Raw genomic sequence first — 26310 nt, 5'->3', positions numbered from 1 at the left:
ACTCGTTCCAGAGGATATCTTTCCTATTCAGTTTACTCAAAACCGGCCCCGATGTCAACGCCTCACGGGCAATTCCTCCGTTGACGGCATAGAGTGGAAAGAAAAGGAGGAATGCAACTTGGCCGCAACAGGAACCATTCTGACCCGGGTATTTACGTCCCGGGCCCAGATCCCGGTGGCAGGCGCCACCGTAGCTTTTACCCAGCGGGGCACCGAAGGCCGCCACACCCTGCTGGCCCTGCGGGTCACCGACGCCAATGGCCGCACCACACCGGTTCAGGTAGAAACACCTGACGCCTCAGCCAGCGAGTCTCCCGGCACTGTCACTCCCTTTGCCGTATGTGATATCTGGGCTGAGTCCCCGGGCTATGAACTGCTGGTGGTGGAGAACGTCCAGATCTTTGCCGGCACCCAGACCTTGCAGGAGTTGGAGCTCATCCCTCTGCCGGAGCAGTCTGCCACTCTGCTGCCGGAGGACCCGGTCAACGTACCGCCTCAGAATCTGTAAAGGAGGGATACCATGCCAGAATCGCTGCCCATTACCCCCTATGTGCCGCAATACATCACCGTTCATCTGGGCCCGCCGGGCTCCAGCGCGGAGAATGTGACGGTATCCTTTCCGGAGTATGTGAAAAACGTGGCCTCCAGCGAGATCTACCCCACCTGGGAGCCCGCCGCCCTCCAGGCCAACATCCTGGCCATCATCTCTTTCGCCCTCAACCGGGTATACACCGAGTTCTACCCAAGCCGGGGCTACCCCTTCAATATCACCTCCTCCACCGCCTACGACCAGAAATTTATCAAGGACCGTAACATCTTTGAAAATATCAGCCAGCTGGTGGATGAGATGTTCAACTCCTACATACGGCGCATCGGCTTTGTAGAGCCTCTGGCCGCCAAATTCTGCAATGGCACCACCGTCACCTGTGACGGGCTATCCCAGTGGGGCAGCCAGGCCATGGCGGAACAGGGGGCGGACTATATGACCATCCTGCGCTCCTATTACGGCGATAACATTGAGCTGGTGACCAACGCCCCGGTCCAGGGCATCCGCTACTCATACCCCGGCTATCCCATCCGCCGGGGAGACAGGGGCGAGGCGGTACAGCGCATCCAGGTCATGCTCAACCGTATCTCCCGGGACTACCCCGCCATTCCCAAGGTCTACCCGGTGGACGGGGTCTTTGGTCCCGCCACCGAGGCGGCGGTCAAGAAATTCCAGTCCATCTTTGATCTGACTCCCGACGGCATTGTGGGCAATTCCACCTGGTACAAGATGGTGTTCCTCTATGTGGGGGTGCTGGATCTGGCAGAGCTCATCAGTCAGGGGCAGACCTATTACCCCGGCAGCGGAAGCCAGCCCTTCCCCAACGTGCTGGCCGAGGGCGCCAGAGGCGATTCGGTACGAACCGTACAATATGTGCTGTCGGTGGTGTCGGAGTTCTACAGCAATATCCCCCGGGTGGCCATCGACGGCATTTACGGTCCCGCCACAAAAAATGCTGTCATCGCGGTGCAGCGTATGGCCGGCCTGCCCCAGGACGGCATCATGGGTCCCCAGACCTGGGCCGCCCTCTACCGGCTGTACGCTGGTATCGTGGACACGGTGGAGACCTACACCAATGTAATCCCGGAGCAATTCCGCCCCGACCTGCCCGAAAGCCAGGCCACCGGCTTGACTCAGTACCCCGGCCAGCCCATGACGCTGGGCTCCGCCGATGAGAGAGGAGTATCCGCATGATTGTGCCTCAAGAGATCCGCCTGATCGGCAAACCGGTCCGCAGCCTGCAAACCATGCTGCGGGAGCTGTCCTTCCTCTACGACTTTCTGCCGCGGCTCACTCCAGATGGGGTCTTTGGGGAGCGCACTCTGGAGGCCGTTATGCTCTTTCAGCGGGAATTTTTCCCGCCGGTGACCGGCCGGGTGGATCAGGCCACCTGGGAGGCCATCGTAGCCCTCTTCTTGCAGGCCAGAGCCAGGCTGGCCGGGCCTCTCCCCTGCCGCGGCTATCCCAACTGTGATTTTTCCGTTCAGCCTGACCAGGACAGCGTCCACCTCTATCTGGTGCAGTCCATGTTCCGGGCACTGGCCCGCCTCCTCAATGGCATCCAGTCCACCCCGGTCACCGGCCAGAACGATACCGCCACTCAGCATAATATCCGCTGGGTCCAGCAACTGGACGGCCGGCCCCAGACCGGCGTACTGGATCAGGACAGCTGGAATACCATCAGCCGCCTGTATACTCTGTTCGTTACCTACGGGCAAAAATAAAGGAGAGCTAATATCGCACCTTTTATCCAAAATCGTGTCTGGTTCCACAACCACCGCCTAAATTCTCAATTACACACACGATTTCTTCAATTTTTTGAAAACACTCCGCATCATCCAGGCGATCGTCCCTCAGGATCGCCTGGATTTTTTGTAAGGCCTGATAACACTCCTGTTCTACCAGTGCACTAATGTCACATTTTAGCTCTGGAAAGGATATGCACACGGTCGTATTCTGTAGGATGTGAGCCAATATTTCCTGATATAGTTCCATCACGTCCTCCTTTTAGTACTTATAAGTACTGTATCAAACATTCTAATGAGAACCTGTTGTATTGTCAATAGTATTCATAAGTACTATTGCAAGGAGGCAGAGCAATGTATTTTCAGCGGCTGCGTGATCTGCGGGAGGACAGGGATTTGTATCAAAAGGATATTGCCGAGGTGCTGGGCATCAGCCAGACAGTGTACTCCCGCTATGAGCGTGGTTTTCAGACTATCCCGGTGGTTCATTTGATGGCGCTGGCCGACTTCTATCACACCTCCACCGACTATATTCTGGGCCGCACCAACATCAGCAGCCCTTACGAACGCGCAAAATAAGAAACCGGGTCCTGCCGTCCATGGCGGCAGGACCCGGTTTTGTAATCATTACATCTTATCAGGTCTCGTGGTCCACTGTCTTCATCTGTTTCAGATTGCCGATCTTATGGCTGCGGCGCTCCAATTCGGCCAGCACCGCGTCCAGGGGGATGTTCTGGTCGGCCATCATCACCATCAGGTGGTAGATGAGGTCGGAAATCTCTCCCACCGTCTCCTCCTGCTTGCCGTTCTTGGCGGCGATGATGGTCTCGGAGCACTCCTCCCCCACCTTCTTCAGGATTTTGTCCAGACCCTTATCAAACAGATAGCAGGTGTAGGACCCCTCCTGGGGATCGCTCTTGCGGCCCAGCACCACCTGGTACAGGTCCTGTAAAATGGTATCGCTCATGGTGTTTCCTCCCAAATCGTGTTAAAAAAGCAGCTGCGTGCTCCGGTATGGCAGGTGGGGCCCTCCGGGGTGCAGAGATAGAGCAGGGTGTCGGTGTCACAGTCGGTGACCACCTTCTTCACATGGAGGAAGTGGCCCGAACTCTCGCCCTTGTTCCACAACTTCTGGCGGCTGCGGGACCAGAACCAGGCGGTTCTGGTCTTTAAGGTCAACTCTACCGCCTCTTTGTTGGTAAAGCCCAGCATCAAAATATCTTTGGTATCCGCGTCCTGGATGATGACGGGGATCAAATCGGATTTCTGAAACAAAAGGTCCAGATCCAGCATACTATCACCTCAAAACTCCCAGGGCGGCTTCTCCTCTTTCCAGTCCCAGGGATCTTCTCCTCCCCGCCGGTCCCGGCGGGCGGTCAGCTTGGTCTGCCCCGCCGATGTGCGAGACGCCGGTCGGCTGGTGGCCGGTCTTTGTTTGACCGGTCTCCGCATCTGGTTCCCGCCCGGCAATCGCTTTCCAGTCAACTGATTGACATTGTCTTCTCCAATCAGATCGGACACCAGATCAAAAATGTTATCCAGCATATCATCTTCCCCCTTGTGTGAGTTATCGCACCGGGATCTGTCTGGTTTCAAGATACTCCTTTACCTGGGGCACTGTCAACTCCCCAAAATGGAATAAAGAGGCTGCCAAAGCTGCGTCGCACCCAGTCTCCTCAAATACCTCCGCAAAATGGGCCAGGCTACCGCAGCCACCGGAGGCAATCACGGGGATGGATACCGCATTGGTGACCGCTTTTGTCATGGCCAGATCAAAACCAGCCTTGGTTCCGTCGGCGTCCATAGAGGTGAGCAAAATCTCTCCCGCCCCCAGGGCCTCGCCCTTCTTCACCCATTCGATGAGGTCCATGCCGGTGGGCTTGCGGCCTCCGGCCACCACCACCTCCCAGGTGCCGTCTCCCCGGGACCGGGCGTCCACCGCCAGCACCACGCACTGGGAACCAAACCGCTCCGCCGCTTCGGAAATCAGTTCAGGCCGGGCCACGGCGGCGGAGTTGACAGAGATCTTGTCCGCCCCTGCCCGCAGCAGCCGCTGGAAGTCCTCCAGAGTACGGATGCCACCCCCCACGGTTAGTGGGACAAAGACCTGAGCGGCGGTGCGTTCTACCACGTCGGCCACGGTATCCCGGGCATCACTGGTGGCGGTGATGTCAAGAAAGACGATCTCATCAGCTCCCTGATCGGAATAGTATTTGGCCAGCTCCACCGGGTCGCCGGCGTCTCGGATATTGACGAAGTTGACCCCCTTCACCACACGGCCGTCCCGCACATCCAGGCAGGGAATGATTCGTTTGGCTAACACTGCTCCCCCGCCTCCTTTACCGCTTGCGCCAGGTCCACCGTTCCGGCGTAGTAGGCCTTGCCGATGATAGCCCCGTACAAATTCATGGCGTTCAGCTGAGACAGGTCCCCGTTGGAGGACACCCCGCCGGAGGCCACGATCTGACAGCTTACCGCCGCTTGCAGGGCGGCCAGTCGGTCAAAGGAAGGGCCGGACAACATCCCATCGGTGGCGATATCTGTAAAGATAATCGTCCTTACACCTATCGCCTCCATGGACTTGGCGAAGTCCAGGTAGTTGAGGCCGGAGGACTGCTCCCATCCGGCGGTCTTGACGATGCCGTCCATGGCATCGATGCCTACGGCAATGCGCTCGCCATACTTGGCTACCGCCTCTTTCACAAACTCCGGATGGCTGACGGCGGCGGAGCCGATGACGCACCGCCAAACTCCCAGGGCAAAGACCTCCTCCAGGTCGGCCATAGAGCGGATACCGCCCCCCAGCTCCACCTTCAGGCCGGAGCTCTGAGCCACCGCCTGCACAATGGCGCCGTTCTGCCGGGCTCCACTGCGGGCGCCGTCCAGATCCACCATGTGGATATGGCGGGCCCCGGCGTCATAAAAGGCCTTTGCAGTCGCCAGCGGATCATCCGCCACCTGGTGAGCCGTTGCGAAATCTCCTTTGTAAAGGCGGACAGCCTTACCATCTTTCAAATCAATGGCGGGAAATAAGATCATCTGTTCAGCCCTCCGAAGTTTTTCAGAATCTGCAAGCCCACCTCGCCGCTCTTCTCCGGGTGGAACTGGCAGCCGTACACGTTGCCCTTCTGCACCGCCGCCACCACCGGGATACCGTAGTCGGTCTGGGCGATAACGGTGGACGGGTCAGCGGCCACGCCACAGAAGGAGTGGACAAAGTAGACGTAGCTACCCTCCTCCACCCCAGCAAACAGCGGAGACGGGTTGGGGTAGCTCAGGCTGTTCCAGCCGATGTGGGGCAGCTTGAGATTGGTCTCAATCTTACGGACACAGCCAGGTACAAGTCCAAGTCCTTTACACTCCCGCACCTCTTCACCCCGGTCGAAGAGCAGCTGCATTCCCAGGCAAATGCCCAGGATGGGTTTGCGTTCTGCCTGGGCCACCAGCACCTGGTCCAGACCGGTCCCCCGCAGCTTATCCGCCGCGTCGGGGAAGGCCCCTACGCCGGGCAGGATGATGGCGTCGGCCAGCTCCAGCTCCTTTGGATCGCTGGTGATACAGGTTTTCAGGCCCAGGTAGTCCATGGCGTTAGTCACGCTCTTCAAATTACCCACGCCGTAATCCACGATAGCGGTATAACCCATCACAGCACCCCCTTGGTGGAGGTGACCCCGGTACCGGTAATCTGCACGGCCTCCTTGACCGCCACACCCAGGGACTTGAACAGGGCCTCAGTAATGTGGTGGGCGTTCTTTCCGTAGTGGCACTTCATATGTAAAGTTAATCCACTGTTCACCGCGAAGGCCCTCATAAACTCCTCGGTAAGACAGGAGTCATAGGCTCCGATCATGGGTTGAGGCATCTCGGCGTCAAACACCAGAAAGGGCCGGTTGGAGAAATCCAGGGCGGTGAAGCACAGGGCCTCATCCATGGGGATAAAGGCAGAGGCAAACCGTCGGATGCCCTTCCGGTCCCCCAATGCCTCCTTCATAGCCTGGCCCAGCACGATGCCTACATCTTCCACGGTGTGGTGCCCGTCCACCTCCAGATCGCCCTGGACATAGAGTTCCAGGCCCAGCCCACCATAGAAGGCGAAAGCCGTCAGCATATGATCGAAAAAGCCGATGCCGGTGTGGACGTCCACCCCTCCTCCCCCCAGAGAGAGGGTCAGGCGGATATCGGTCTCCTTGGTGGTGCGGGTCAGTTGGGCTGTTCTCATGGTCATTCTCCTTTACTCAAACCGCACCCTGATGGAATTGGCGTGGGCGGTGAGATGCTCCGCATTGGCCAGGGTGATGATCTGCTCCTTAATGGGACCCAAGCTGGCCTCGTCATATTGGATCACACTCATAGTCTTGAGAAAGCTGTCCACGCTGAGGGGCGAGAAGAACCGGGCGGTACCGCTGGTGGGCAGCACATGGTCGGGTCCGGCCAGATAGTCCCCCAGAGGTTCCGGGGACCAGGCGCCCAGGAACACCGCACCGGCGTTCTTGATGGAGGGCAGCAGGGCTCGGGGGGCCTCCGTGACGATCTCCAAATGCTCCGGGGCGATCTCGTTGGCCAGAGCGGCGCAGTCAGCCAGGCTGTTACACACGATGGCGCAGCCGAAATCCCGTAGAGAGCACTCCATAATCTCGGAGCGGCTGAGATACCCGGTCTGGCGGATGATTTCAGCGTCCACCGCCTGGGCCAGCTCCATGGAATCGGTGAGCAACACGGCGGAGGCCAACTTGTCGTGCTCGGCCTGGCTGAGCAGGTCGGCGGCTACAAATTTGGGGTTGGCCTTGCCATCTGCGATAATCAATATTTCGGAAGGCCCGGCCACCATGTCGATGTCCAGCTTGCCGTAGGCCTGCCGCTTGGCGGAGGCCACAAAGGCGTTGCCGGGGCCCACCAGCTTATCCACCCGGGGGATGAAGCCCGCGCCATAGGTCAGAGCCGCCACCGCCTGGGCGCCGCCTACAGCAATGACCCGGTCCACCCCAGCGATTTTGGCGGCAGCCAGCACAGCATCGTTCAGGTTCTCGGTGGGGGGCGTCACCATAACGATCTCCTCCACCCCGGCCACCTTGGCAGGCACCGCATTCATCAGCACGCTGCTGGGGTAGGCCGCCGTGCCGCCGGGCACATAGATGCCCACCCGGGTGAGGCCGCGGACCACCCGGCCTACCACGCCTCCATCAGGGGAGGTCCACTCCATGGTATGGGTAAGCAGCTTCTCATTGTAATCCTTGATGTTGGCCGCCGCCCGCTCCAGGGCGGAAATCAAGTCCGCCGGGCAGCGGTCATAGGCCGCCTGGAGCTCCGCCTGGGAGATCTCACGGGGTTCAGCCTTATCAAAGCGGAGAGAATAGTCCCGCACCGCTTCAAAACCCTTCTCCCGGACCGTCTCCATAATCTCGGCTGCCGCCGCGTCAATGGCCTGGTTTGCCTGGGCCGCTCGGGCCTTCATGGCGCTGATAACCGCTTTTTCGGCCGCGCCGTCTGCTTTTACGATCTGAATCATTTCCGCTTCTCCAATTCTCCCTCACAACGGGCTATAAAGTCTTCAATCTGATTCTTGTACAGCTTCATGCTGGCAGTATTCACGATAAGCCGGGCAGAAACCGGCGCCACATCCTCGATGGGCACCAGACCGTTGGCCTTCAGAGTAGCTCCCGTCTCCACGATATCCACGATGGCGTCGGCCAGGCCCAGAATGGGGGCCAGCTCCACGCTGCCCTCGATCTTGATGATATCCACGTCCATACCCTTGCCTGCAAAGAAGGCACGGGTCACCTCCGGGTACTTGGAGGCGATGCGTCGGGTCTTGTAGGTACCGTAGAAGTCGCTCCCCGCCTTGACGGCCAGGGCGAACCGGCATTTGCCGAATCCCAGGTCCAACACTTCGTAGAAGGAGCCCCCCTTCTCCAGGATGGTGTCCTTCCCTACGATGCCCAGGTCGCACACCCCATGCTCCACATAGGTGATGACGTCGGGCGCCTTGGCCAGCACCGCGTCCAGGGGGTAGTTGGGCACACAGTGGACCAGACGGCGGCCCGGGTCCTTGATGGGGGAGCAATCCAGCCCGGCCCCCTCAAAGAGCTCCATGCTCTTGTCCAGCAGCCGCCCCTTGGTAATGGCGATCTTCAGCCGCTCACTCATACCCGCACCGTCCCTTCTCCGTCCTTATCCAAAACCAGCACCATCTCCGCGCCCTTGTCCCGGGCCAGATTCAGGCTGGACTCCAAAGTCCGGCAGGGGGACAGCTCGCAGGTACCAGCGGGGCGGCCATCCACCGCCTCCAGGGCCTGGGCCAGATAGCCCGGCTCATAGTGGACCACGGTGCGCAGCACCGGCAGCACCATCTCAGGCAGGGTGCGGGCCACCGCGTCCACGTCCACGGCAAAGCCGGTGGCCTGGGCCTCCCGGCCAAAGATACCCACCAGGTTATCGTACCGACCGCCGGAGAGCACAGCGTCCCCCGCTCCCTCTACATAGCCCCGGAAGACTACGCCGGTGTAATAGTCGATCTGGTGGACCATACCCAGATCGAAGCGGATATAGGGGCCGTAGCCCGCGGCGGACAGCTCGTCATACAGCTCGGACAGGTAGTCCACCGCCGGGGTCTTCCCCGCCAGCTTCTCCGCCTGACCCAGCACCTCCACCCCGCCAAAGAGGCGGCTGAGCTGTTCCAGGGCGGCACAGGCCGGGTTGCCCCGGTAAGGCTCCAGGAAATCCTTCAGGGCCGCGAAGTTCTTGCCCTCGATGAGGGCCCGGATCTCCTCCACGGCGGAATTCTCCAATTCCAGCCGACCTGCCAGCTCCCGGAAGTACCCGGCGTGACCCAGCTCAACATGGAACTTGGGGGCTCCGCAGCACCGCAGGGCATCAATGGCGGTAACAATGATCTCCACGTCCGCCTTCTTCCCTTTTGCACCGATGAGCTCCACCCCGCACTGGGGAATCTCCCGGCTGCCGCCGTTGTGGGCGGGGTTGGCGCGATATACTGTCTGATCGTAGTACAGACGCTGAGGCATGGCCACCGCCTTCAGTTTGGTGGCCGCCACCCGTGCGATAGGGGTGGTAGAGTCGGGCCGCATGACGCAGAACTTACCGCTGGGGTCCCCTACTTTGATCATACGCTCCTGGGGAATGGCGCTGCCCGACCGGGCAAAGAGATCATAGAACTCGGTCTCCGGGGTAGAGACCTCCAAAAAACCCCTCTGGCGGAACAGGCGGGTCAGCTTAGCCTGGACCTGCCGCCGCTCCTGGCACTCGGCAAACAGCCGGTCCCGGGTTCCTTCGGGGGTGTTGATGTTGAATTTCATGGGATCACGCCCTTTGCTTTATCACTTTACCACGCTAATATACTATAGCATCCCAATTTTGTCAAGTGCGAACCGAATAAAATACGGGCAGCCCCCTGGGGGCTGCCCGCTGCAATCGCTTAAAGAACCAGACTGGGGGCGCTGTAGACCCGGGCAGCCATTTCACTGTTAAGCATATACAGGCCCTTGGCGTCATCTCCAAAGAGCTTCATTTTTTTGATCATGTCCTCCGCGTTCTTTTCCTCCTCACCCTGCTCCTTGACAAACCAGTCCAGGAACTGCGTGGTGCGGAAATCCTTGGCGGCCTGAGCAGCCTCATAAATATTGTGGATCAGGCCGGTAACATAGCGCTCATGCTCCAGGCCGAACTCCAGTACCTCCAACTTGTCCTTGAGCTCCTTATCCGGCTTCTGGATGGTGTCCAGAGTGACCTTGCAGCCGTTGTTCTGAAGATATTGGAGGAAGAGCGTGGCGTGATCCCGCTCCTCCTGGGCCTGTACCTTGTACCAGTTGGAGAAACCGTCCAGTCCGATCTCGTCATAGTAGATGGAAAAGTCCAGATAGAGGTAGGCGGAATAGAATTCCTTATTTACCTGTACATTCAGCAGCTCAGCAACCTTTTGATCCAACATGGTCACACACCTCATTTATGTAATAGGATGGGTTTATGGTATCATTTTCCTAGACAAAATACAAGCCCACAAAGGGGGACGGTATGCCTTTCCTTAAAATCCGTCAAACAGCGTGATCTGACTGGTGTCTGGCATACCGTCCAGGGCACCCACTGCTTTCAGCTGCTCGATGTGGGTTTTGGACACCTTGGGGCAGGCGGCGGAGAATTCCTCGATGGAGATGAACCGCTTACCCTGCCGCTGCTCCATAATGGACAGGGCCGCCGTCTCGCCCAAGCCGGGGATGGAGGTAAAGGGCGGCAGCAGGGTCCCCTTCTCCATATCAGGCAGGAAGTTGATGGCGTGGGAGCGGTACAGGTCCATATGCTCAAAGGTGAAGCCCCGAAGATAGAACTCGTACACCACTTCCAGGGTGACCAGAGTGTCCTCCTCCACGGGGGTGGGCTTCTCCTTGCTCTCGATCTCCTTCATCTTTGCCTTGCACACATCCATGCCCATACACATACAGGTGGCGTCGAAGGCCTTGGCCCGGATGGAGAAGAAGGCGGCATAGAAGGCCAGGGGGTGGTGTACCTTGAACCAGGCAATGCGGAAGGCCATCATAACGTAAGCCACGGCGTGGGCCTTGGGGAACAGGTACTTGATCTTCTTACAGGAGCCGATATACCAGTCGGGCACACCGGCGGCCTTCATCTCCTCCTCTGCTCCCTCAGGCAGGCCTCTTCCCTTTCGCACCGCCTCCATGATCTTGAAGGAGCGCTTCTCCGGCATACCGCAGGAGATCAGGAAGATCATGATATCGTCGCGGCAGCCGATGGCCTGGCCAACAGGGATACCCTGATCCACGATCAGGTCCCGAGCATTGCCCAGCCACACGTCGGTGCCGTGGGAGAAGCCGGACAGGCGCAGCAGGATATCAAACTGGTGGGGCTGGGTGTCCATCAGCATTCCCCGGGTAAACTTGGTGTTGAACTCAGGAATGGCCACGGCCCCGGTGGGGCCCAGGATGGGGTCGTCCTCAAAGCCCAGCACCTTGGAGGAGGTGAAGATGCTCATGGTGTCCTTGTCGTCCAGAGGGATCTTCTGAGGGTCCACCCCCGTCAGATCCTGGAGCATACGGATCATGGTGGGATCATCGTGGCCCAGCATATCCAACTTCAGCAGGTTGGACTCCATGGAGTGATATTCAAAGTGGGTGGTGATGATGTCGCTGTCCGGGTCGTCGGCGGGGTGCTGCACCGGGCAGAAGTCGTAGATCTCACGGTTCTGGGGAATGACCACCATGCCGCCGGGGTGCTGGCCGGTGGTGCGCTTAACACCGCTGCAACCCAGCGACAAACGGTTCTCCTCCGCACGGGTGCCGTGGAGCCCGTGGTCGTCCAGGTAGTGCTTCACATAGCCAAAGGCAATCTTATCTTTTACCGTACCGATGGTGCCCGCCCGGAACACATGTGTCTGACCAAACAGCTCAAAGGTATAGCGGTGGGCGCTGGACTGGTACTCGCCGGAGAAGTTCAGGTCGATATCGGGCACCTTGTCGCCGCCGAAGCCCAGGAAGGTCTCAAAGGGGATGTTGAAGCCGTCCTTGTCATAGGGAGTGCCGCACACCGGGCAGTTGGCATCCGGCATATCAGCACCGCAGCCGATGCCCAGCTCCTTGGCCGCCTCAAAGTCAGAGTGCTTGCACTTGGGGCAGCGGTAGTGAGGCGGCAACGAGTTCACCTCGGTGATACCCGACATGAAGGCCACCAGAGAGGAGCCCACCGAACCACGGGAGCCCACCAGATAGCCGTGATCCAGGGAGTCCTGCACCAGCTTCTGGGCCGACATATAAATCACGTCGTACTTACACTTGATGATGTCACCCAGCTCGGCGTTGATCCGGTCCACCACGATCTGGGGGGGCTCCTCACCGTAAAGGGCTTTCGCCTTATCCCACACCAGCCGGGTCAGTTCCTCGGCGGAGTTTTCGATCTTAGGAGCAAACAGGCCCTTGGGCAGGGGCACCACGTCCTCGCACCAGTCGGCCACCAGGTTGGTGTTGCGCACCACCACCTCGTAGGCCTTCTCCTTGCCCAGGTAGGCAAACTCGTCCAGCATCTCCTGGGTGGTCTTGAAGTAAAGAGGCAGGGGCGAATCGGCGTCGTCAAAGCCCTTGGAGGCCAGCAGGATATGGCGGTAAATCTCGTCCTCTGGGTCCAGGAAATGGACGTCGCCGGTGGCGCACACCGGCTTGTCCAGCGCCTCGCCCAGAGCCACCACCGTGCGGTTGAAGTCCCGCAGCTCCTCCTGGCTCTTCACCATCCCCTTGCGGAGCATAAAGGCGTTGTTGCACAGGGGCTGGATCTCCAGGAAGTCGTACCAGGAGGCGATGCGCTTGAGCTCGTTCCACTCCTTCCGTTTGACGATGGCCTGGAACAGCTCGCCGGCCTCGCAGGCCGAGCCGATGATGAGACCCTCCCGGTGCTGGTTGATGAGGCTTTTGGGCATGATGGGATACCGCTTGAAGTGGTCCAGATAGGAGGCAGAGATCAGCTTATAGAGGTTCCGCAGGCCCAGCTGATTCTTGGCCAGCACGATCAGGTGCTTGGGCTGCCGCTTGGCCTTGCCGCCGGAGCGGAGCTTGGACATGGCCGGGTTGATCTGCTGGAGGGTATGCACCCCCAGGTCGGCCAGCATCCGGAAGAAGGGTACCAGCATATAGCCCACCGTGGCCGCGTCGTCATAGGCCCGGTGATGGTTGAAGGCAGGCAGATTCAGGTGGTTGGCCACGATATCCAGCTTATACTTGCCCAGGTCGGGCAGCAGGTTCTGAGCCAGGATCAGGCTGTCCAGAGAGGTATTCTCGAAAGGCCGGCCCATGCGGCGGCAGGCCTCCCCAATAAAGCCCATATCGAACTCCGCGTTGTGGGCGGCCAGAGGCCGGTCCCCCACGAAGTCCAGGAACGCATTGACCGCCTCCTCCTGGGAGGGGGCCCCCTTCAGCATCTCATCCGTGATGCCGGTGAGCTGGGTAATCTCCCGGGTCAGAGGCCTGCCGGGGTCGGCGAAGGTGGAGAACTGCTCCACCACTTCCCCGTTCCGCAGCACCACGGCGCCGATCTCAGTGATGGCCTCGGTGCGCTTGTCCAGGCCGGTGGTCTCAATATCAAAGCAGACGATATCTTGTGTAAAGTCCTGATCCTTGTCACCGTGGATGACCACCCGGTCATCCACGTCGTTGATAAAATAGGCCTCCACGCCGTAGAGGATCTTGATGTTCTTGGCGGAGTGCCAGGCGTTGGGGAAGGAATGGGCCACGCCGTGGTCGGTGATGGCGATGGCCCGGTGGCCCCACCGCTCCGCCCGCTTCACCACGTTCTTGTCCACGCCGATGGGAGAGTCCATCTTGGAGCCCACAGCGGTAAGGGCATCCATGGCCGACATATTGGTATGGAGGTGGAGCTCCACCCGTTTCTCGGGGGCATTGTCCATCTTGGGCTCTTTTTTGCCCTCCATCACCGCGAAGGGTTCCAGCACCATGTCACCGGTAAAACGGTCGATATTCAGCTTACCCTGGATAAAGAGATGCTGACCTTTCTTCACACCCTCTACCAAGGGCTTGCCCTCATCGCCGGGGAAAAACTTGTTGACCCGCACAGAGCCGGTATAGTCGGTCACGTCGAAGGACACCACCCAGGCCTCCCGCCGCTTCAACTCCCGGTGGTCTACCGCGAACACATCGCCCTCCACAATGACAGTACCCATATCCAGATCCAGGGTACCCATTGGGATAGGTTCCTTCTTGATCTCATGGCGGCCGTAAAGTAATTTCCCTTTTCCTTCTTTAGGGGCCTTTTTCTCTGTGGGACGGGCCACCTTCAGGCTCTCCAGAGCCTTGCGGCGGATCTCCTCGGTACGGCGGAAGGCCGCAGCGGCATCATCCTCCACCGGCGGCTTTTGGGGCTGCTGGACGGGAGCAGGCTGCTCCGGAACCGGGGCGGCTGCCGCAGGCTTCCGGGGCGCTTCGGGCGTAGGGGCAGCCCCATCCCCAGCCGGGACAGTCATCTCCAGCGACACCTGCTCCACCCGGTAGGCCAAGGCAATGCTGCGCTCGATTTGGTGACGCAGCTCCTCCGCCGGGAGCGCGGTGCACTCCACCTGGGCCTTGATGGACCGGGTATGTTTATCGATGACCGCCCGGGTCACTAGGTAGCCCTGGACCATCGCCGTCAGCTCCGGGCCGGGCCGCCAGGCGGAAAACAGTTTTAAAAATGGGATCTTTTGTGCTTGAGGCATAGGACACGCTCCTGCTTTACAGTTGGTCGATCAGGGTAAACAGCTCGTCCACCAGCTGCTCCTGGGGGACCTTCTTCACAATCTCGCCCTTGCGGAACAGAAGGCCCTCCCCCTGTCCACCGGCAATACCTACATCGGCGGCGGCGGCTTCGCCGGGGCCGTTGACCACGCAGCCCATCACTGCCACGGTAATGGGCTTGTGGACTTCCTTCAGCCGATCCTCCACCTGGTGGGCCAGGCCAATCAGATCAATGCGGGTACGGCCGCAGGTGGGACAGGACACCAGATTGGGCTCGTTGGCTGCCATACCCAGGGCCTTTAGGATATCCTTGGCGGCGTACACCTCCTCCACCGGGTCGGCGGATAGAGACACCCGCAGGGTGTCGCCGATACCCAGGGCCAGCAGACCCCCGATGCCGATGGCGGACTTGATGGTACCCATACGGGTGGTGCCCGTCTCGGTAACGCCAAGGTGTAAAGGATAAGCGCTTTTCCCGCTCATCAGCTTGTAGGCCGCCATCGTGGTAACTACCGATGAAGACTTAAGCGACACACAGATGTCGTGGAAATCATACTGCTCCAACAGAGCGATATGGCCAAAGGCGGACTCCACCAGGGCCTCCGGGGTGACTCCGCCGTACTTGGCTAGCAGGGGCTTCTCCAGAGAACCGCCGTTGACGCCAATGCGGATGGGAAGGTGTCTTGCTTTACAGGCTTCCGCTACCGCTTTCACCCGGTCTTCCCCGCCAATGTTGCCGGGATTGATGCGCACCGCGTCGCACCCCTCCTCCACACAGGCCAGAGCCAGCTTGTAGTCAAAGTGAATATCCACCACCAGCGGGATATGAATACGGGCTTTGATAGCCCCCACAGCCTTGGCCGCCGCCATATCGGGTACCGCTACCCGGATGATCTGGCAGCCTGCCTCCTCCAGACGGAGGATCTGATTCACCGTGGCTGTCACATCATCGGTGCGGGTATTGGTCATGGATTGAATGGTGACCGGAGCGCCGCCGCCCACCGGGACGCCGCCCACAAGAATCTGTCTGGTCATTGGTATACCTCCCGCTAAAACAGCTTTATCACGTCGTTGACCGCCACCACCACCATTAAGGCGATGAGGCAGAAAAAGCCCACGGCATTCACATAGCCCAGATACTTTTTATTCATCTTCTTTTTGGTAATGAGCCGGTAGATCCCGCCCACAAACACAAACAGGATCTGTCCGCCGTCCAAAGCCGGGATGGGCAGCAGATTCATCACCGCCAGGTTAATGGCAATCAGAGCGGTAAAGTCCAGGATGTTGATGAGCAGGCCAAACAAACCGGCCGCTGCGGCGCCTGCCTGGCCCACGTCGCCTGCCACCGCCACAATGCCGATGACGCCCGACATATCGTTCAGGCCCACCGCACCGGTAATCAGGTCGCCAAGGCCCATCCATACCATACGGACGTAGTCCACCGCCTGATACCAGGTGTTCCGCAGCAAGGTCAGGGGGGTATCCTCCTGGAACTCGCCCAGATAAATTCCCCGCTTCATGACCTGATTGCCGTTTTCATCGGTGAGCTGGCGATAGGGCAGGTCAATGGTGCCCAGATCCACCTTCTCACCGTCCCGCAGTACCACTACATCCACCTGCTCCCCTGCTCGCTCCAGGAAGATAAAGGCGTCGTTGTTGAAGTAAATGCGGTGGCCATCAATGGAATAAAACTGATCTCCCGGCTGAAGCCCAGTCTGGGCGATATCCTCTGCCCCGGGCATAAAGCCGGTGACCACCGGCATGGAGGGACTGCCCGCCATAGCCATGATGATGAGGATGAGCACCACACCGGTAATGAAATTCATGAACGCACCGGCCACCAGAATGATAAGCCGCTTCCAGCCCGCCTTGTTGCCAAAGGCCCTGGGATCATCGGAGGACTCTCCCTCTCCCTCCATGGCGCAGAAGCCGCCAATGGGAAAGGCGCGCAGACTGTAAAGCGTTTCCCCTTTCTCCCTGGAAAACAGCTTGGGGCCCATGCCGATAGCAAACTCGTTCACCTTCACACCCATCAGCTTGGCGGCAATAAAGTGGCCGAATTCATGGATGGCAATGAGCAGCCCGAAAAACAAGATGATAAGCACAATGGAAAGTACGTTCATAGACACCTCAAACTCAGATTACTTGCCTGCGATCAGGCGTGCGGCTTTGTCAGCCTCCAGCACATCCTCCAGGGCAGGCGTTTGGACCACAGGCACCTGGGCCAGCGCCCGCTCCACCCGCTTGGCAATCTTGCCAAAGGAAATCTGCCCCGCCAGGAAGAGGCCCACCGCCGCCTCGTTTGCACCGTTGAGGATAGCGGTAGCGGTGCCGCCGGTTTTGGCGGCCTCCAGCGCCAGAGAGAGGCAGGGAAACGCCTCATAATCCGGAGCATGGAAGGTCAACGGCGGACAGGTCAGCAGGTCCAGCGGCTTTGCCACCGCCTGGGTACGGGCGGGCCAGGTCAATGCGTACTGGATAGGCAGACGCATATCTGGTACCCCCAACTGGGCCAGCACCGCGTTATCACAGTATTCCACCAGGGAGTGTATGATGCTCTCCCTGTGGACCACAATGGAGATTTTTTCCGGCGGCATCCGATAGAGCCGCATAGCCTCGATAAACTCCAGGCCTTTGTTCATCAGCGTAGCGGAGTCCACCGTGATCTTGGCGCCCATAGACCAGTTGGGGTGCTTCAGGGCCTGCTCCACCGTAGCAGAGGCAATCGCCTCTTTATCCCAGCCCCAGAAGGGCCCGCCGGAGGCGGTGAGGATAAGGCGTTTCACCTCTCCCCTGTCCCGGCTGCCCTGGAGGCACTGGAAGATGGCGGAATGCTCCGAGTCCACCGGTACGATCTCCGCGCCGTACTGATCGGCCCCATTCATCACCAGCTCGCCGGCGCACACCAGGGTCTCTTTATTGGCCAGTGCAATCCGTTTGCCCTGACGGACCGCCGCCAGGGTAGGAACCAGGCCCACCATACCCACCACAGCGGTGAGCACAGTGTCCGCCTCCTCCAGAGTGGCGGCCTCCACCAGTCCCTCAGGACCGGAGGCCACCCGGATGGACGTATCGGCCAGCCGGGTCCGCAGGTCGGCGGCAGCGGCAGGGTCCATCATGACCGCCAGTCGGGGCCGAAACTGGCGGCATTGGGCCTCCATCCGCGCTACGTCCCGGTTGGCGGTCAAGGAAGCCACAGTCATGCCACAGGCGGCAATCACTTCCAGTGACTGCCGCCCGATGGAGCCGGTAGAACCCAGCAAAGAAATGCAGTTGCTCATGTGTTCAGCCTCCCACAGCGGGCAGGAATTGGATCAGCAGTTCGATCAGGGGCGCACAGAAGATTACGCTGTCGAAACGGTCCAGCACGCCGCCGTGGCCGGGGAAAATGTTACCGAAATCCTTGATGCCATACTCCCGCTTGATATAGGAAAAAGACAGGTCGCCCAGCTGGGATACAATGCTGCCCAGAGCGCCGTAAATCACAAGATACAGGTAATTGACCTGCATGGAGAAGCCAAACTGGAGGACAGCGCCATAGATCATCGTACAGATAATGGCACCTGCAAAGCCGCCCACAGCACCCTCCACCGTCTTTTTGGGGGAGAGCTCAGGCGCGAGCTTATGCTTGCCAAAGGCCATGCCTGCAAAGAGGGCAAAGGCATCGCTGAGGAAAGCTACCTCAAAGGGCAGCACGATGAGGGCCATCCAGTGCTCCATGAGCCGGATCCGCAGAAGCGAGGACAGAAAAAAGGGAATGACTACGCTGAGGAAGAAAGCGCCTCCCATCTTCTCCAACGTAATACGTTTATGACTGCCAATGGCCTCGGCAAAGAGCAGTACCACATAGAGGAACATTCCAGCCAGGGCAGGCATCAGCTTGCCGTTATAGTAGACCCAGAACGGAATGAGGCCTGCCAAAACAATGGAATAGCCGGAAATACGGGTATGCTTGAGAAATCCGGTGGACCACAGTACCTCATGCACCGCGATCATAGACAATCCGGCCACCAGAATGGGCAGGATGACCGGATAGACCGGCGAGACACCGTATACCGCTGCCGCCAGCAGCGGGATACAGACCACCGCCACCATGATTCGCTTGACCACTCAGACACCTCCATAGCGGCGGGAACGGCCCTGATAAGCCGCCAGCGCCTTGTTCAGCTCTTCCTTGCTGAAGTCAGGCCACAGCACGTCGGTATAGTAGAATTCCGCGTAGGCCGACTGCCACAGCAAGAAGTTGGAGATCCGCAGCTCACCGCTGGGCCGGATCACCAGGTCCGGGTCGGGTACCCCGGCAGAATAGAGGTAACCGGAAAAATCCGCCTCTGTCAGCTGAGCGGGGTCCTTCTTCCCCGCCGCACACTCCGCCGCAAAAGCCCGGGCCGCACGGACAATCTCATCCCGTCCGCCATAGTTGAAGCATACGTTGACCTGCATACCATCATAGTGTGTGGAGATATCGTCGGTACGCACCGTCAATTCTCTCAACTCCGGAGGAAGTGCCTCCAGATCTCCAAAAAAGTGGAGTCTGATCTTGTCCCGCTCCATCTTCTCAATGGACTCCAGAAGATACTTCTTCAGCAGTCCGATGATGGCGGAGACCTCCTCCAGAGGCCGCTTCCAATTCTCCGTGGAGAAGGCGTATACCGTCAGATACTCAATTCCGATCTTCTGACAGTATGTGGCGATGGTACGGAAGGTCTCCGCGCCAGCGGCGTGTCCTGCCGTACGGGGCAGCCCCCGACGCTTGGCCCAGCGGCCGTTGCCGTCCATGATGATCGCCACATGACGGGGCAGGTGGTCAAAATCCACCTGGGCCTGCGCCGCCTTCGGTTTGAATAATGCCATGTTCAACCCGCCTATACGACACCAGTGCGGGACACTCTTCGCATCCCGCACCATGTCTTTCATTTGGTATTATACCGCCATCAGTTCCGCTTCTTTTTTGACGGTCAGCTCATCGATCTCCTTGCACCGCTTGTCGGTGAGATCCTGGAGCTCCTTCTCATAGTCCTTGCGGTCGTCCTCGGTCATCTCGCCCTTTTTCTCCAGAGCCTTGAACTTCTCCATAGCGTCCCGGCGGATGTTGCGGATGGCCACCTTACCGTTCTCACCGTACTTCTTCACCTGCTTGGTCAGTTCCTTACGGCGCTCCTCGGTGAGCTGAGGGAAGGACAGACGGATCACACGGCCGTCGTTCTGGGGGTTGATGCCCAGATCAGAGCACTGGATGGCCTTCTCGATGGCCTTCAGCAGAGTACCGTCCCAAGGCTGGATCATCAGGGAACGGGGATCAGGAGAGGAAATGGCGGCCACCTGATTCAGAGGGGTGGGGGCGCCGTAGTAGTCCACCGTAATCTTATCCAGCACGGCGGCGTTGGCCCGTCCGGCACGGACACTGGCGAAATCACTCATCACTACGTCGATGGTCTTTTTCATCTTGGCGTCGAATTCTTTATTGAGCTCTTTCATTTCACGGTTCCTCCTTGACGATGGTTCCGATTTTTTCACCCATGACCACACGCAGAATGTTCTCAGGGTCCTTGAGTGCGAACAGGATCACCGGGATCTTGTTGTCCATGGACAGGGACGTGGCGGTGGAATCCATCACCTCCAGGTGCTGAGCCAGCACATCGTCATAGGTGATGGTATCATACTTCACCGCGTTGGGGTCCTTGCGAGGATCGGCGGAATACACGCCGTCAATGTTCTTGGCCAGCAGAATGGCGTCGGCGTCGATCTCCGCCGCCCGCAGCACAGCCGCCGTATCGGTGGAGAAGAAGGGATTGCCGGTGCCGCAGCCAAAGATGACCACTCTGCCCTTCTCCATATGCCGGATGGCCTTGGAACGGATGTAGGGCTCGGCGATGGACCGCATCTCAATGGCGGTCTGCACCCGCACGTCCACACCCTTCTGCTCCAGCACGTCGGCCACTGCCAGTGCATTGATGGTGGTAGCCAGCATTCCCATATGGTCGGCACGGGTACGCTCCATCCGGTCGCCGCCATCCTTCAGGCCGCGCCAGAAATTGCCGCCGCCAACCACGATGCCCACCTGGACACCGGCTGCCACGCACTTCTTAATTACGTCGCAAACGCTGCCGATGACATCGAAATCCAGACCCCGGCTGGCCTCGCCGGCGAGGGCCTCGCCGCTGAGCTTCAGAAGAATCCGCTTGAACTGCGGTTCACTCATATGTTCAACCCCTTTTCGGAAAATCATGCTATCTTATTTTAATATAGTTTTCCATTTTTGCATAGAGGTTAGGCTAAAGTTTTTCAAATTATTCGTATTCTCTCCTTCCCTTCCTGTAAAAATTGTCAAGGGCTCTGTTCCCGCCTTCAAAAAAGCGGGAACAGAGCCCGGTTTCCCCTTTTACGCCCTTTTGTGCCAGCGCAGCAGCAGGGCAGAATTGACAATGACCACCACCGAGCCCGCGTTGTGGACCAGCGCCCCCACCACAGGATTCAGAATGCCGGTAATGGCCAAGGCAATGGCCGCAAAGTTCAGCGCCATGGAGAAGGTCAGATTGCATTTGATGGTGACCATCATCCGCCGGGCCAGCCGCAGCAGATGGGGCAGCTGCCGTAGATCGTCCCCCACCAGGGCCATATCGGCGGCATCCACAGCGATATCGCTGCCCACACCGCCCATGGCAATACCCACCATGGCCCGTTTCAGTGCAGGGGCATCGTTGATGCCGTCGCCGATCATGCACACCGGTCTGCCCTCTTCCTGAGCCCGGGCAATCCAATTCAGCTTGTCCTCCGGCAGGCATCCAGCCTTCACCTCCCGGATATTCAGCAGTGCCGCGATATGCCCGGCGGCGCTTGGGTGGTCCCCCGTCAGCAGCACCGGCTGCACTCCGGCGTCTTTCACTGCCCGAATGGTCTCCGCCGCGTCGGGCCGCAGGGTGTCGGCCAGAGCCATCACCCCGATCAATGTTCCCTCCTCTGCCAGATAGATAAGGGTACACCCCTCGTCCAGCCGGGCCTGAACAAAGCCCTCCGCCTCCTGGGGCATGGGCACACCCAGCTGCTCCATCAGCGCCAGATTGCCTGCCCATAGGTCTCTGCCCTCCACGATGCCCTTCAGACCCAGGCCGGGCAGCACCTCCACGCTCTTCCCCTTCGGCACCAGATCAGGAAAGCGCTCCCGTCCACCCGCGGTAACGGCCTTACCCAGAGGGTGCTCCGACCAGGACTCCAGGCCCACAGCCCCTGTCCACACCTGTTCCTCCGTCCGGCCATTCAGGGGAAGCACCGCAGTTACCTGCAGCTTTCCTAATGTAAGAGTGCCCGTCTTGTCAAAAGCCACACACTGGACCCCAGCCAGCCGCTCCAGCGCGTCTCCCTCCCGTACCAAGAATCCGTGGCGGGTGGCGTTGCCAATGGCCGCCATAATGGCGGTAGGGGTAGCCAGCACCAGGGCACAGGGGCAGAACACCACCAAAATAGTCACCGCCCGGATCAGCTCCCCGGTAACAAAGCCGGTGATGGCAGCAGCAGACAGGGCAATCACCACGATCCAGGTGGCCCACCGGTCGGCCAGTCCCACAATTTTCGCTTTTCCTGCATCCGCCGACTGGACCAGCCGTACCATCCGCTGGATGGAGCTGTCCTCCCCCACCCGGGTGGCCTCCATGGTGAAGGCCCCATATTGGTTGACCGTTCCGCTGGACACCTGGTCTCCTGGGGCCTTGTCCACCGGCAAGGACTCTCCTGTCATGACCGATTGGTCCACAGAGGTGCGCCCGTCCCTTATGATCCCATCCACAGGAATAGTCTCACCGGGCAGCACCCGCAGCAGTTCCCCCACCTGTACCATCTCCGCGGGCACCACCTCTTCCCCGTCGCCAGTCAGCCGGCGAGCGGTGCGGGGCGTCAGTTTCACCAGCTTTTCAATGCCCGCTCTGGCTCGGGCTACCGTCAGATCCTCCAGCAGGGCGCCCAGCTGCATGATAAAGGCCACCTCACCGGCGGCAAAGTCCTCGCCGATGATCACCGAAGCCACCAAAGCAATGGATACCAGCACATCCGCCTTGATGTCAAAGGCAGTGATCAGCCCAATGAATGCCTCCAAAATAATAGGCAGACCGCACAGCACAATGGCCACCCAGGCCGGGTCTACCGGCAGATGAGCCCCCCACAGAATGCTGACCACCAGAGCCAGTCCGGAAAGAACGAGCAGTGTGATATCCTTGCGGACACCGCCCCACTCCAGTATGGCCTCCAATTTTTTCATATCATCCGCCTCCTATACCCCCACGGGTATCTCGCCATCATTATACCCATAGGGGTATAGGTTGTCAAGGGGAAGTGTGATTCCCTTGTTCTACAAAAAATCGGGCAGCCATATGGCTGCCCGATTTTCGGAAACAATCTGTTCAGTCGTCCCGCTCGGCACTTAGAATCCTGCCATCGGCAACGCTGATTTCATACTCATATTCATATTGGCCTGACTTAAACTCCACCTTGTAGCAGCCATCATCCGCTTCCACTTCCAACTCCCGTGTATCCGAAAGGGCCACTCCGGCGTTGGACAAAGCAATATCTCTGGCCTCCTGGCTGCTGATGGTGCCGCTGGAACCACCCTGAGGCTGTTGGGTCTGGCCCGGAGCCGGTGCCTGGATGGTCTGTCCCTCCTGCTCCGCCTTGAGAATAGCACCGGTGGCCGCGTCGATGTCGTATTCATACTCCACACCGCTGACGCCAAATTCAACCTCGTAAACCATCCGGCCATCTTCATAGTCATAGTCAGCTTCCAGGTAGTCCAGCTGGGACTGCTGAACACCGGCATGGGTCAGCGCCGTCTGGGTGGCGGCATCCACACCCACATAGCCACTCTGGCTTGCAGTACCGGTAGAACGGATGCTTTCCTGCTCACCGCTCTGGTCTGTCAGGTCGGCTGCAGCCTCGGAATTGGCCAACAGGTTCAGTTCGTTGATGGACAAGCCTACCAGCGACTCAAAGGTCAGGTGGGAACTGCTGTCCACCAATGTCTGGATCAATGCAGCCTTACCCTGGGAGATCCCGTATTCTTCCGCCTTCTGCTGCAAGGCATCATCTGTGGCAAAGCTCTGGGACAGGATAGCCCCGTTGATAGAAGCCGACTCCAGCACCTGGGAGATCTCCCCTGTCAGTTTCTCTTCCAACGCGGCGCCCCGGGTCAGATCGTCATCCTCTACCGAAATCAGCACAGAATTGGCCAGTTCGTCCACATATCCATGCTTCAGCAGAGAGCCGATAATGGCATTGACCGCCACCTCCAGATCCGTACCGGTCAGATCCATGCCGTCCAAAATCTGATTGGCATCATCGTTGACCGGGGTGGCGGAAAGGACCTTTTCTTCCCGGTTTACCTCCAGCCGGACACAGGGATTCACGTCGAGGGAGACCACAGAGGCTACCGCGTTGGCCTGCTGATACCGCACTCCGGCCACACCGCCGCCAATGGCAAGCGCCAAGCAGGCAGCCGCGATCCAGGGCAGGATGCGCTTTCGCCGTTTGGGCGCGGAAATCGGAATGATCTTCCCATTCTGGGGCCCCAGACGAGCAAGCACTGCCTCCACATCGTCAGGCGCGGCGTGCTCCAGTGCCGTATGGAGTTTACGCTCCAATTCCTGATCATTCACGGTTTCTCACCCCCTTCCAGTATGGTCCGCAGCTTCTGCAGCGCCCGGCGGTACTTGGACAGCACCGTAGACAGCGGCAGATCCAGCAGATGCGCGATCTCTTTATGCTTCCAACCGGTAACTGCGTGGAGGGTGACCACCTGGCGTTCTTCATCGGTTAAGCCTTCCAGCGCAGCACGGAGCACCTGCCGATCCTCCACCGTTACCAGAGGACTGTCCGCCGCCAGCCGTTCCCAGGATTCCGGTTCCAATTCCTCCGTCTTGCCCCGCTCCCGCAGCTTCATCAGGGCCAGATTGCGGGCAACGGTGAGTACCCACGCCAGCGGTGTACCACGGGACTGGTATTGATGGACATTTTCCCAAACACGCACAAAAGTATCTTGCGTCACATCCTCCGCATCATGGGTATTCTTGAGATAGGAGAGAGCAAGGCCGTATACAGCAGTCCGGGCATGATGATAGAGTTCCGCCAGTGCCTCCTGTTCTCCAGCCTGCATCCTGACCAGCAGCGGCTCCAGAATATCTGGAGCGGTCACCCGGCGGCTCTCCTCCGCCATGGTCTCCAGCAGGATCAGCATAGTTTTCTCTCCTCTCATTGGTGGAATGCAAAACACAGGCATTTTATTGCACTCAAATCAAAATAATTTTGCCGTCCGCACGAAGGCAAGACAGTTATTGTTATTATAACCCAACAATCACCGCCGCGTAAAGTCCTACCGCTGGGTCCCCATGGCTGTCTCCAGTTTTTTCAGCGCCTTTTTTTCAATGCGGGATACATAGGACCGCGAAATGCCGCATTTGGCAGCCACCTCCCGCTGGGTCAGGGGCTTACGGTCGTTGAGCCCGTAACGGAGGGTAATGATAGCGGCCTCCCGGGCATCCAGGCACTTCTTTACACATTCCCGCACCTGGATACACGCGTCTCTGGCATCCAACTCCTCCAGCATATCGTCATCCACACTGATGGTATCCATTAGAGAAAGCGAATTCCCGTCCCCGTCTCCATCAATAGCGTCTGACAAAGATACCTCCCCCTGGGTCTTACGCTGGGCACGAAAGTGCATCAGGATCTCATTTTCAATGCAGCGGGACGCATAGGTAGCCAGCCGTACTTTTTTATCCGGTTTAAAGGTACCAATTCCTTTGATCAGCCCAATGGTACCAATAGAAATCAAGTCGTCCTGATCCCCATTGGGGGTATAGTACTTCTTAAAGGACTATTGCAAGAGACTAATCCACCCCGCTGAAAATGGGCTGAAGCCTGCTGCCCCAGCCGGAGATAGATCTCTAAATAGATCTGCTTATCGTCGCTTTGCTCCAACACCACAATGTGATCCAGGATCGTCGCCACGACTTCAGATTGGATTCCATTTGTAAAGTTCAGTTCTTCCCACAGGGCCTTTTCCAGGAGTTTTGGGTCAATCTCCGTACTTTTTTGCATTTGCTCCTGCTGACACAGAGACATCCGCTGTTCCTCTAGGGCGGAGATCTGGCGGTTGAAGCGTCCGTTGCGCTCCTTAAACTCCTGGAGGGTAATAGCATCCGCCATGCTCAGCTCCAGCAGCTTATCCTTCTTCTCCTCGATCTGGCTTATCTGCACCTCGATCCGCCCAATCTGAGCGGAGTAATCCACCCCGCACGAGGTTTCCCCAATGCTGTCCAGCACCAACCGGATGATCTGTTTTTTCTCTGTAACCACCTTCTCAAAGAGGTCGGCCAAGACCTGATCCACTTCATGGGTACGGATACCCGGTAGATCGCACCCATCCTTTCCTTTCTGGCGGTAGGTCTTGCAGCGCCAGAACTCCGTCTCTCCTTTCTGGGTCTTAAAGGACTGGCGATGGAAGCTGGTGCCGTGTCTGCCGCAAATGATTTTCCCACTGTATGGATAACGGTTGTGGTAACTGGTGGCTTTTGTCCGAACCTCACGGCTCCGCTGCTTGAAGATGGCGTTAGCCTGATCCCACAACTCTTCCGAAACAATGGCTGGGATGTTGGGATCTGGGTACATAACCCATTCACTCTCGTCCAAAAAGGCTTTCTTTTTGGTTCGGTAATCCAGCGACTGGGTCTTGTTGCCGCAGTACCATCCCTTGTACTTAGGGTTGGTCAGAATATGCCGGATGGTCAGCTGATTG

29 protein-coding genes are annotated in these 26310 nt (G+C 58.7%); 4 read left to right on the top strand and 25 right to left on the bottom strand.

Translation table 11 applies throughout. The annotated features are described in order from the left end of the window. The first annotated feature begins 118 nt into the window (after positions 1 to 118). The 3 genes from IHN22_RS07285 to IHN22_RS07275 are packed head-to-tail and all read left to right on the top strand — an operon-like array spanning position 119 to position 2271. Positions 119 to 508: a spore cortex-lytic protein gene (locus tag IHN22_RS07285; protein WP_087188012.1), complete on the top strand. Its 390-nt coding sequence runs from the start codon at positions 119 to 121 to the stop codon at positions 506 to 508. 12 nt (positions 509 to 520) lie between these two features. Further along, on the top strand, positions 521 to 1741 hold the full coding sequence (locus IHN22_RS07280; protein ID WP_087390236.1) for a peptidoglycan-binding protein: 1221 nt from the start codon (positions 521 to 523) through the stop codon (positions 1739 to 1741). Next, a complete protein-coding gene (locus IHN22_RS07275) occupies positions 1738 to 2271 on the top strand; it encodes a peptidoglycan-binding domain-containing protein (RefSeq protein WP_300985895.1) in 534 nt (177 codons plus the stop codon). The genes IHN22_RS07280 and IHN22_RS07275 overlap by 4 nt, the downstream gene beginning before the upstream one ends. Positions 2272 to 2293: 22 nt before the next feature. On the opposite strand, the gene IHN22_RS07270 is transcribed toward IHN22_RS07275, so the two are convergent. Next, positions 2294 to 2542 carry a hypothetical protein gene (locus IHN22_RS07270; protein WP_087390232.1) on the bottom strand — a complete coding sequence of 83 codons (249 nt, stop codon included), beginning with the start codon at positions 2540 to 2542 and terminating at the stop codon, positions 2294 to 2296. A 104-nt stretch (positions 2543 to 2646) separates the two neighbouring features. On the opposite strand from IHN22_RS07270, the gene IHN22_RS07265 reads away from it, so the two are divergent. Then, positions 2647 to 2871: a helix-turn-helix domain-containing protein gene (locus IHN22_RS07265; RefSeq protein WP_087390229.1), complete on the top strand. Its 225-nt coding sequence runs from the start codon at positions 2647 to 2649 to the stop codon at positions 2869 to 2871. Between the two features lie 58 nt (positions 2872 to 2929). On the opposite strand, the gene hisE is transcribed toward IHN22_RS07265, so the two are convergent. The 24 genes from hisE to IHN22_RS07145 form a co-directional block, all read right to left on the bottom strand. Next, positions 2930 to 3259 (bottom strand): phosphoribosyl-ATP diphosphatase, encoded by a 330-nt coding sequence (gene hisE, locus IHN22_RS07260; RefSeq protein ID WP_087188008.1) that lies wholly within the window; start codon positions 3257 to 3259, stop codon positions 2930 to 2932. Next, positions 3256 to 3585, bottom strand: a complete 330-nt coding sequence (gene hisI / locus IHN22_RS07255) for a phosphoribosyl-AMP cyclohydrolase (protein WP_191434446.1) — start codon at positions 3583 to 3585, stop codon at positions 3256 to 3258. Before hisI ends, hisE begins: the two co-directional genes overlap by 4 nt. A 9-nt stretch (positions 3586 to 3594) precedes the next feature. Next, a complete protein-coding gene (locus IHN22_RS07250; protein WP_191434445.1) occupies positions 3595 to 3837 on the bottom strand; it encodes a hypothetical protein in 243 nt (80 codons plus the stop codon). Between the two features lie 22 nt (positions 3838 to 3859). After that, positions 3860 to 4615 (bottom strand): imidazole glycerol phosphate synthase subunit HisF, encoded by a 756-nt coding sequence (gene hisF, locus IHN22_RS07245; RefSeq protein WP_087188005.1) that lies wholly within the window; start codon positions 4613 to 4615, stop codon positions 3860 to 3862. After that, positions 4609 to 5331 (bottom strand): 1-(5-phosphoribosyl)-5-[(5-phosphoribosylamino)methylideneamino]imidazole-4-carboxamide isomerase, encoded by a 723-nt coding sequence (hisA, locus tag IHN22_RS07240; protein WP_191434443.1) that lies wholly within the window; start codon positions 5329 to 5331, stop codon positions 4609 to 4611. The genes hisF and hisA overlap by 7 nt, the downstream gene beginning before the upstream one ends. Continuing rightward, positions 5328 to 5936 (bottom strand): imidazole glycerol phosphate synthase subunit HisH, encoded by a 609-nt coding sequence (gene hisH / locus IHN22_RS07235; RefSeq protein WP_191434441.1) that lies wholly within the window; start codon positions 5934 to 5936, stop codon positions 5328 to 5330. The genes hisA and hisH overlap by 4 nt, the downstream gene beginning before the upstream one ends. Further along, positions 5936 to 6511 carry an imidazoleglycerol-phosphate dehydratase HisB gene (gene hisB, locus IHN22_RS07230; RefSeq protein ID WP_191434439.1) on the bottom strand — a complete coding sequence of 192 codons (576 nt, stop codon included), beginning with the start codon at positions 6509 to 6511 and terminating at the stop codon, positions 5936 to 5938. Before hisB ends, hisH begins: the two co-directional genes overlap by 1 nt. A gap of 12 nt (positions 6512 to 6523) precedes the next feature. Next, positions 6524 to 7798 (bottom strand): histidinol dehydrogenase, encoded by a 1275-nt coding sequence (gene hisD, locus IHN22_RS07225; protein ID WP_191434437.1) that lies wholly within the window; start codon positions 7796 to 7798, stop codon positions 6524 to 6526. Next, complete coding sequence (gene hisG / locus IHN22_RS07220; protein WP_087399059.1) at positions 7795 to 8436, bottom strand: ATP phosphoribosyltransferase; 642 nt, start codon at positions 8434 to 8436, stop codon at positions 7795 to 7797. The genes hisD and hisG overlap by 4 nt, the downstream gene beginning before the upstream one ends. Continuing rightward, positions 8433 to 9602 (bottom strand): ATP phosphoribosyltransferase regulatory subunit, encoded by a 1170-nt coding sequence (gene hisZ, locus IHN22_RS07215; RefSeq protein WP_191434436.1) that lies wholly within the window; start codon positions 9600 to 9602, stop codon positions 8433 to 8435. The genes hisG and hisZ overlap by 4 nt, the downstream gene beginning before the upstream one ends. Positions 9603 to 9721: 119 nt before the next feature. Then, entirely contained in the window at positions 9722 to 10234 is a 513-nt protein-coding gene (locus IHN22_RS07210) for a ferritin (protein ID WP_191434434.1), read from the bottom strand. 93 nt (positions 10235 to 10327) lie between these two features. Further along, positions 10328 to 14512, bottom strand: a complete 4185-nt coding sequence (locus IHN22_RS07205) for a PolC-type DNA polymerase III (RefSeq protein WP_191434432.1) — start codon at positions 14510 to 14512, stop codon at positions 10328 to 10330. Positions 14513 to 14528: 16 nt separating this feature from the next. Continuing rightward, positions 14529 to 15566 (bottom strand): flavodoxin-dependent (E)-4-hydroxy-3-methylbut-2-enyl-diphosphate synthase, encoded by a 1038-nt coding sequence (gene ispG, locus IHN22_RS07200; RefSeq protein WP_191434430.1) that lies wholly within the window; start codon positions 15564 to 15566, stop codon positions 14529 to 14531. Between the two features lie 14 nt (positions 15567 to 15580). After that, on the bottom strand, positions 15581 to 16654 hold the full coding sequence (locus IHN22_RS07195; RefSeq protein ID WP_191434428.1) for a M50 family metallopeptidase: 1074 nt from the start codon (positions 16652 to 16654) through the stop codon (positions 15581 to 15583). 18 nt (positions 16655 to 16672) lie between these two features. Continuing rightward, positions 16673 to 17812, bottom strand: a complete 1140-nt coding sequence (locus tag IHN22_RS07190) for a 1-deoxy-D-xylulose-5-phosphate reductoisomerase (RefSeq protein ID WP_191434426.1) — start codon at positions 17810 to 17812, stop codon at positions 16673 to 16675. Between the two features lie 4 nt (positions 17813 to 17816). Further along, entirely contained in the window at positions 17817 to 18641 is an 825-nt protein-coding gene (locus IHN22_RS07185; RefSeq protein ID WP_300985857.1) for a phosphatidate cytidylyltransferase, read from the bottom strand. Continuing rightward, positions 18642 to 19385, bottom strand: coding sequence for an isoprenyl transferase (locus IHN22_RS07180; protein WP_087187993.1), 744 nt, complete (start codon positions 19383 to 19385; stop codon positions 18642 to 18644). A 69-nt stretch (positions 19386 to 19454) separates the two neighbouring features. Beyond that, on the bottom strand, positions 19455 to 20009 hold the full coding sequence (gene frr / locus IHN22_RS07175; RefSeq protein ID WP_087187992.1) for a ribosome recycling factor: 555 nt from the start codon (positions 20007 to 20009) through the stop codon (positions 19455 to 19457). Position 20010: 1 nt separating this feature from the next. Beyond that, positions 20011 to 20733, bottom strand: a complete 723-nt coding sequence (pyrH, locus tag IHN22_RS07170; RefSeq protein WP_087187991.1) for a UMP kinase — start codon at positions 20731 to 20733, stop codon at positions 20011 to 20013. Positions 20734 to 20913: 180 nt separating this feature from the next. Further along, positions 20914 to 22782: a heavy metal translocating P-type ATPase gene (locus tag IHN22_RS07165; protein ID WP_191434424.1), complete on the bottom strand. Its 1869-nt coding sequence runs from the start codon at positions 22780 to 22782 to the stop codon at positions 20914 to 20916. Between the two features lie 142 nt (positions 22783 to 22924). Further along, positions 22925 to 24172: an anti-sigma-I factor RsgI family protein gene (locus tag IHN22_RS07160; RefSeq protein ID WP_191434422.1), complete on the bottom strand. Its 1248-nt coding sequence runs from the start codon at positions 24170 to 24172 to the stop codon at positions 22925 to 22927. Continuing rightward, positions 24169 to 24750, bottom strand: a complete 582-nt coding sequence (locus IHN22_RS07155; RefSeq protein WP_087330531.1) for an RNA polymerase sigma factor — start codon at positions 24748 to 24750, stop codon at positions 24169 to 24171. The genes IHN22_RS07160 and IHN22_RS07155 overlap by 4 nt, the downstream gene beginning before the upstream one ends. Positions 24751 to 24885: 135 nt before the next feature. After that, entirely contained in the window at positions 24886 to 25347 is a 462-nt protein-coding gene (locus IHN22_RS07150; RefSeq protein ID WP_242961111.1) for a sigma-70 family RNA polymerase sigma factor, read from the bottom strand. After that, positions 25344 to 26310, bottom strand: a 967-nt coding sequence (locus tag IHN22_RS07145; RefSeq protein WP_191434420.1) for a recombinase family protein, incomplete at its 5' end; no start/stop codon positions are given. The genes IHN22_RS07145 and IHN22_RS07150, both read right to left, overlap by 4 nt.

The sequence above is a fragment of the Flavonifractor sp. An112 genome (assembly GCF_904377885.1).
GTDB classification, from domain to species: domain Bacteria; phylum Bacillota; class Clostridia; order Oscillospirales; family Oscillospiraceae; genus Flavonifractor; species Flavonifractor avicola.
Note: the sequence above shows the minus strand (reverse complement) of the source record. Positions and strands in the feature narration are given on the sequence as shown.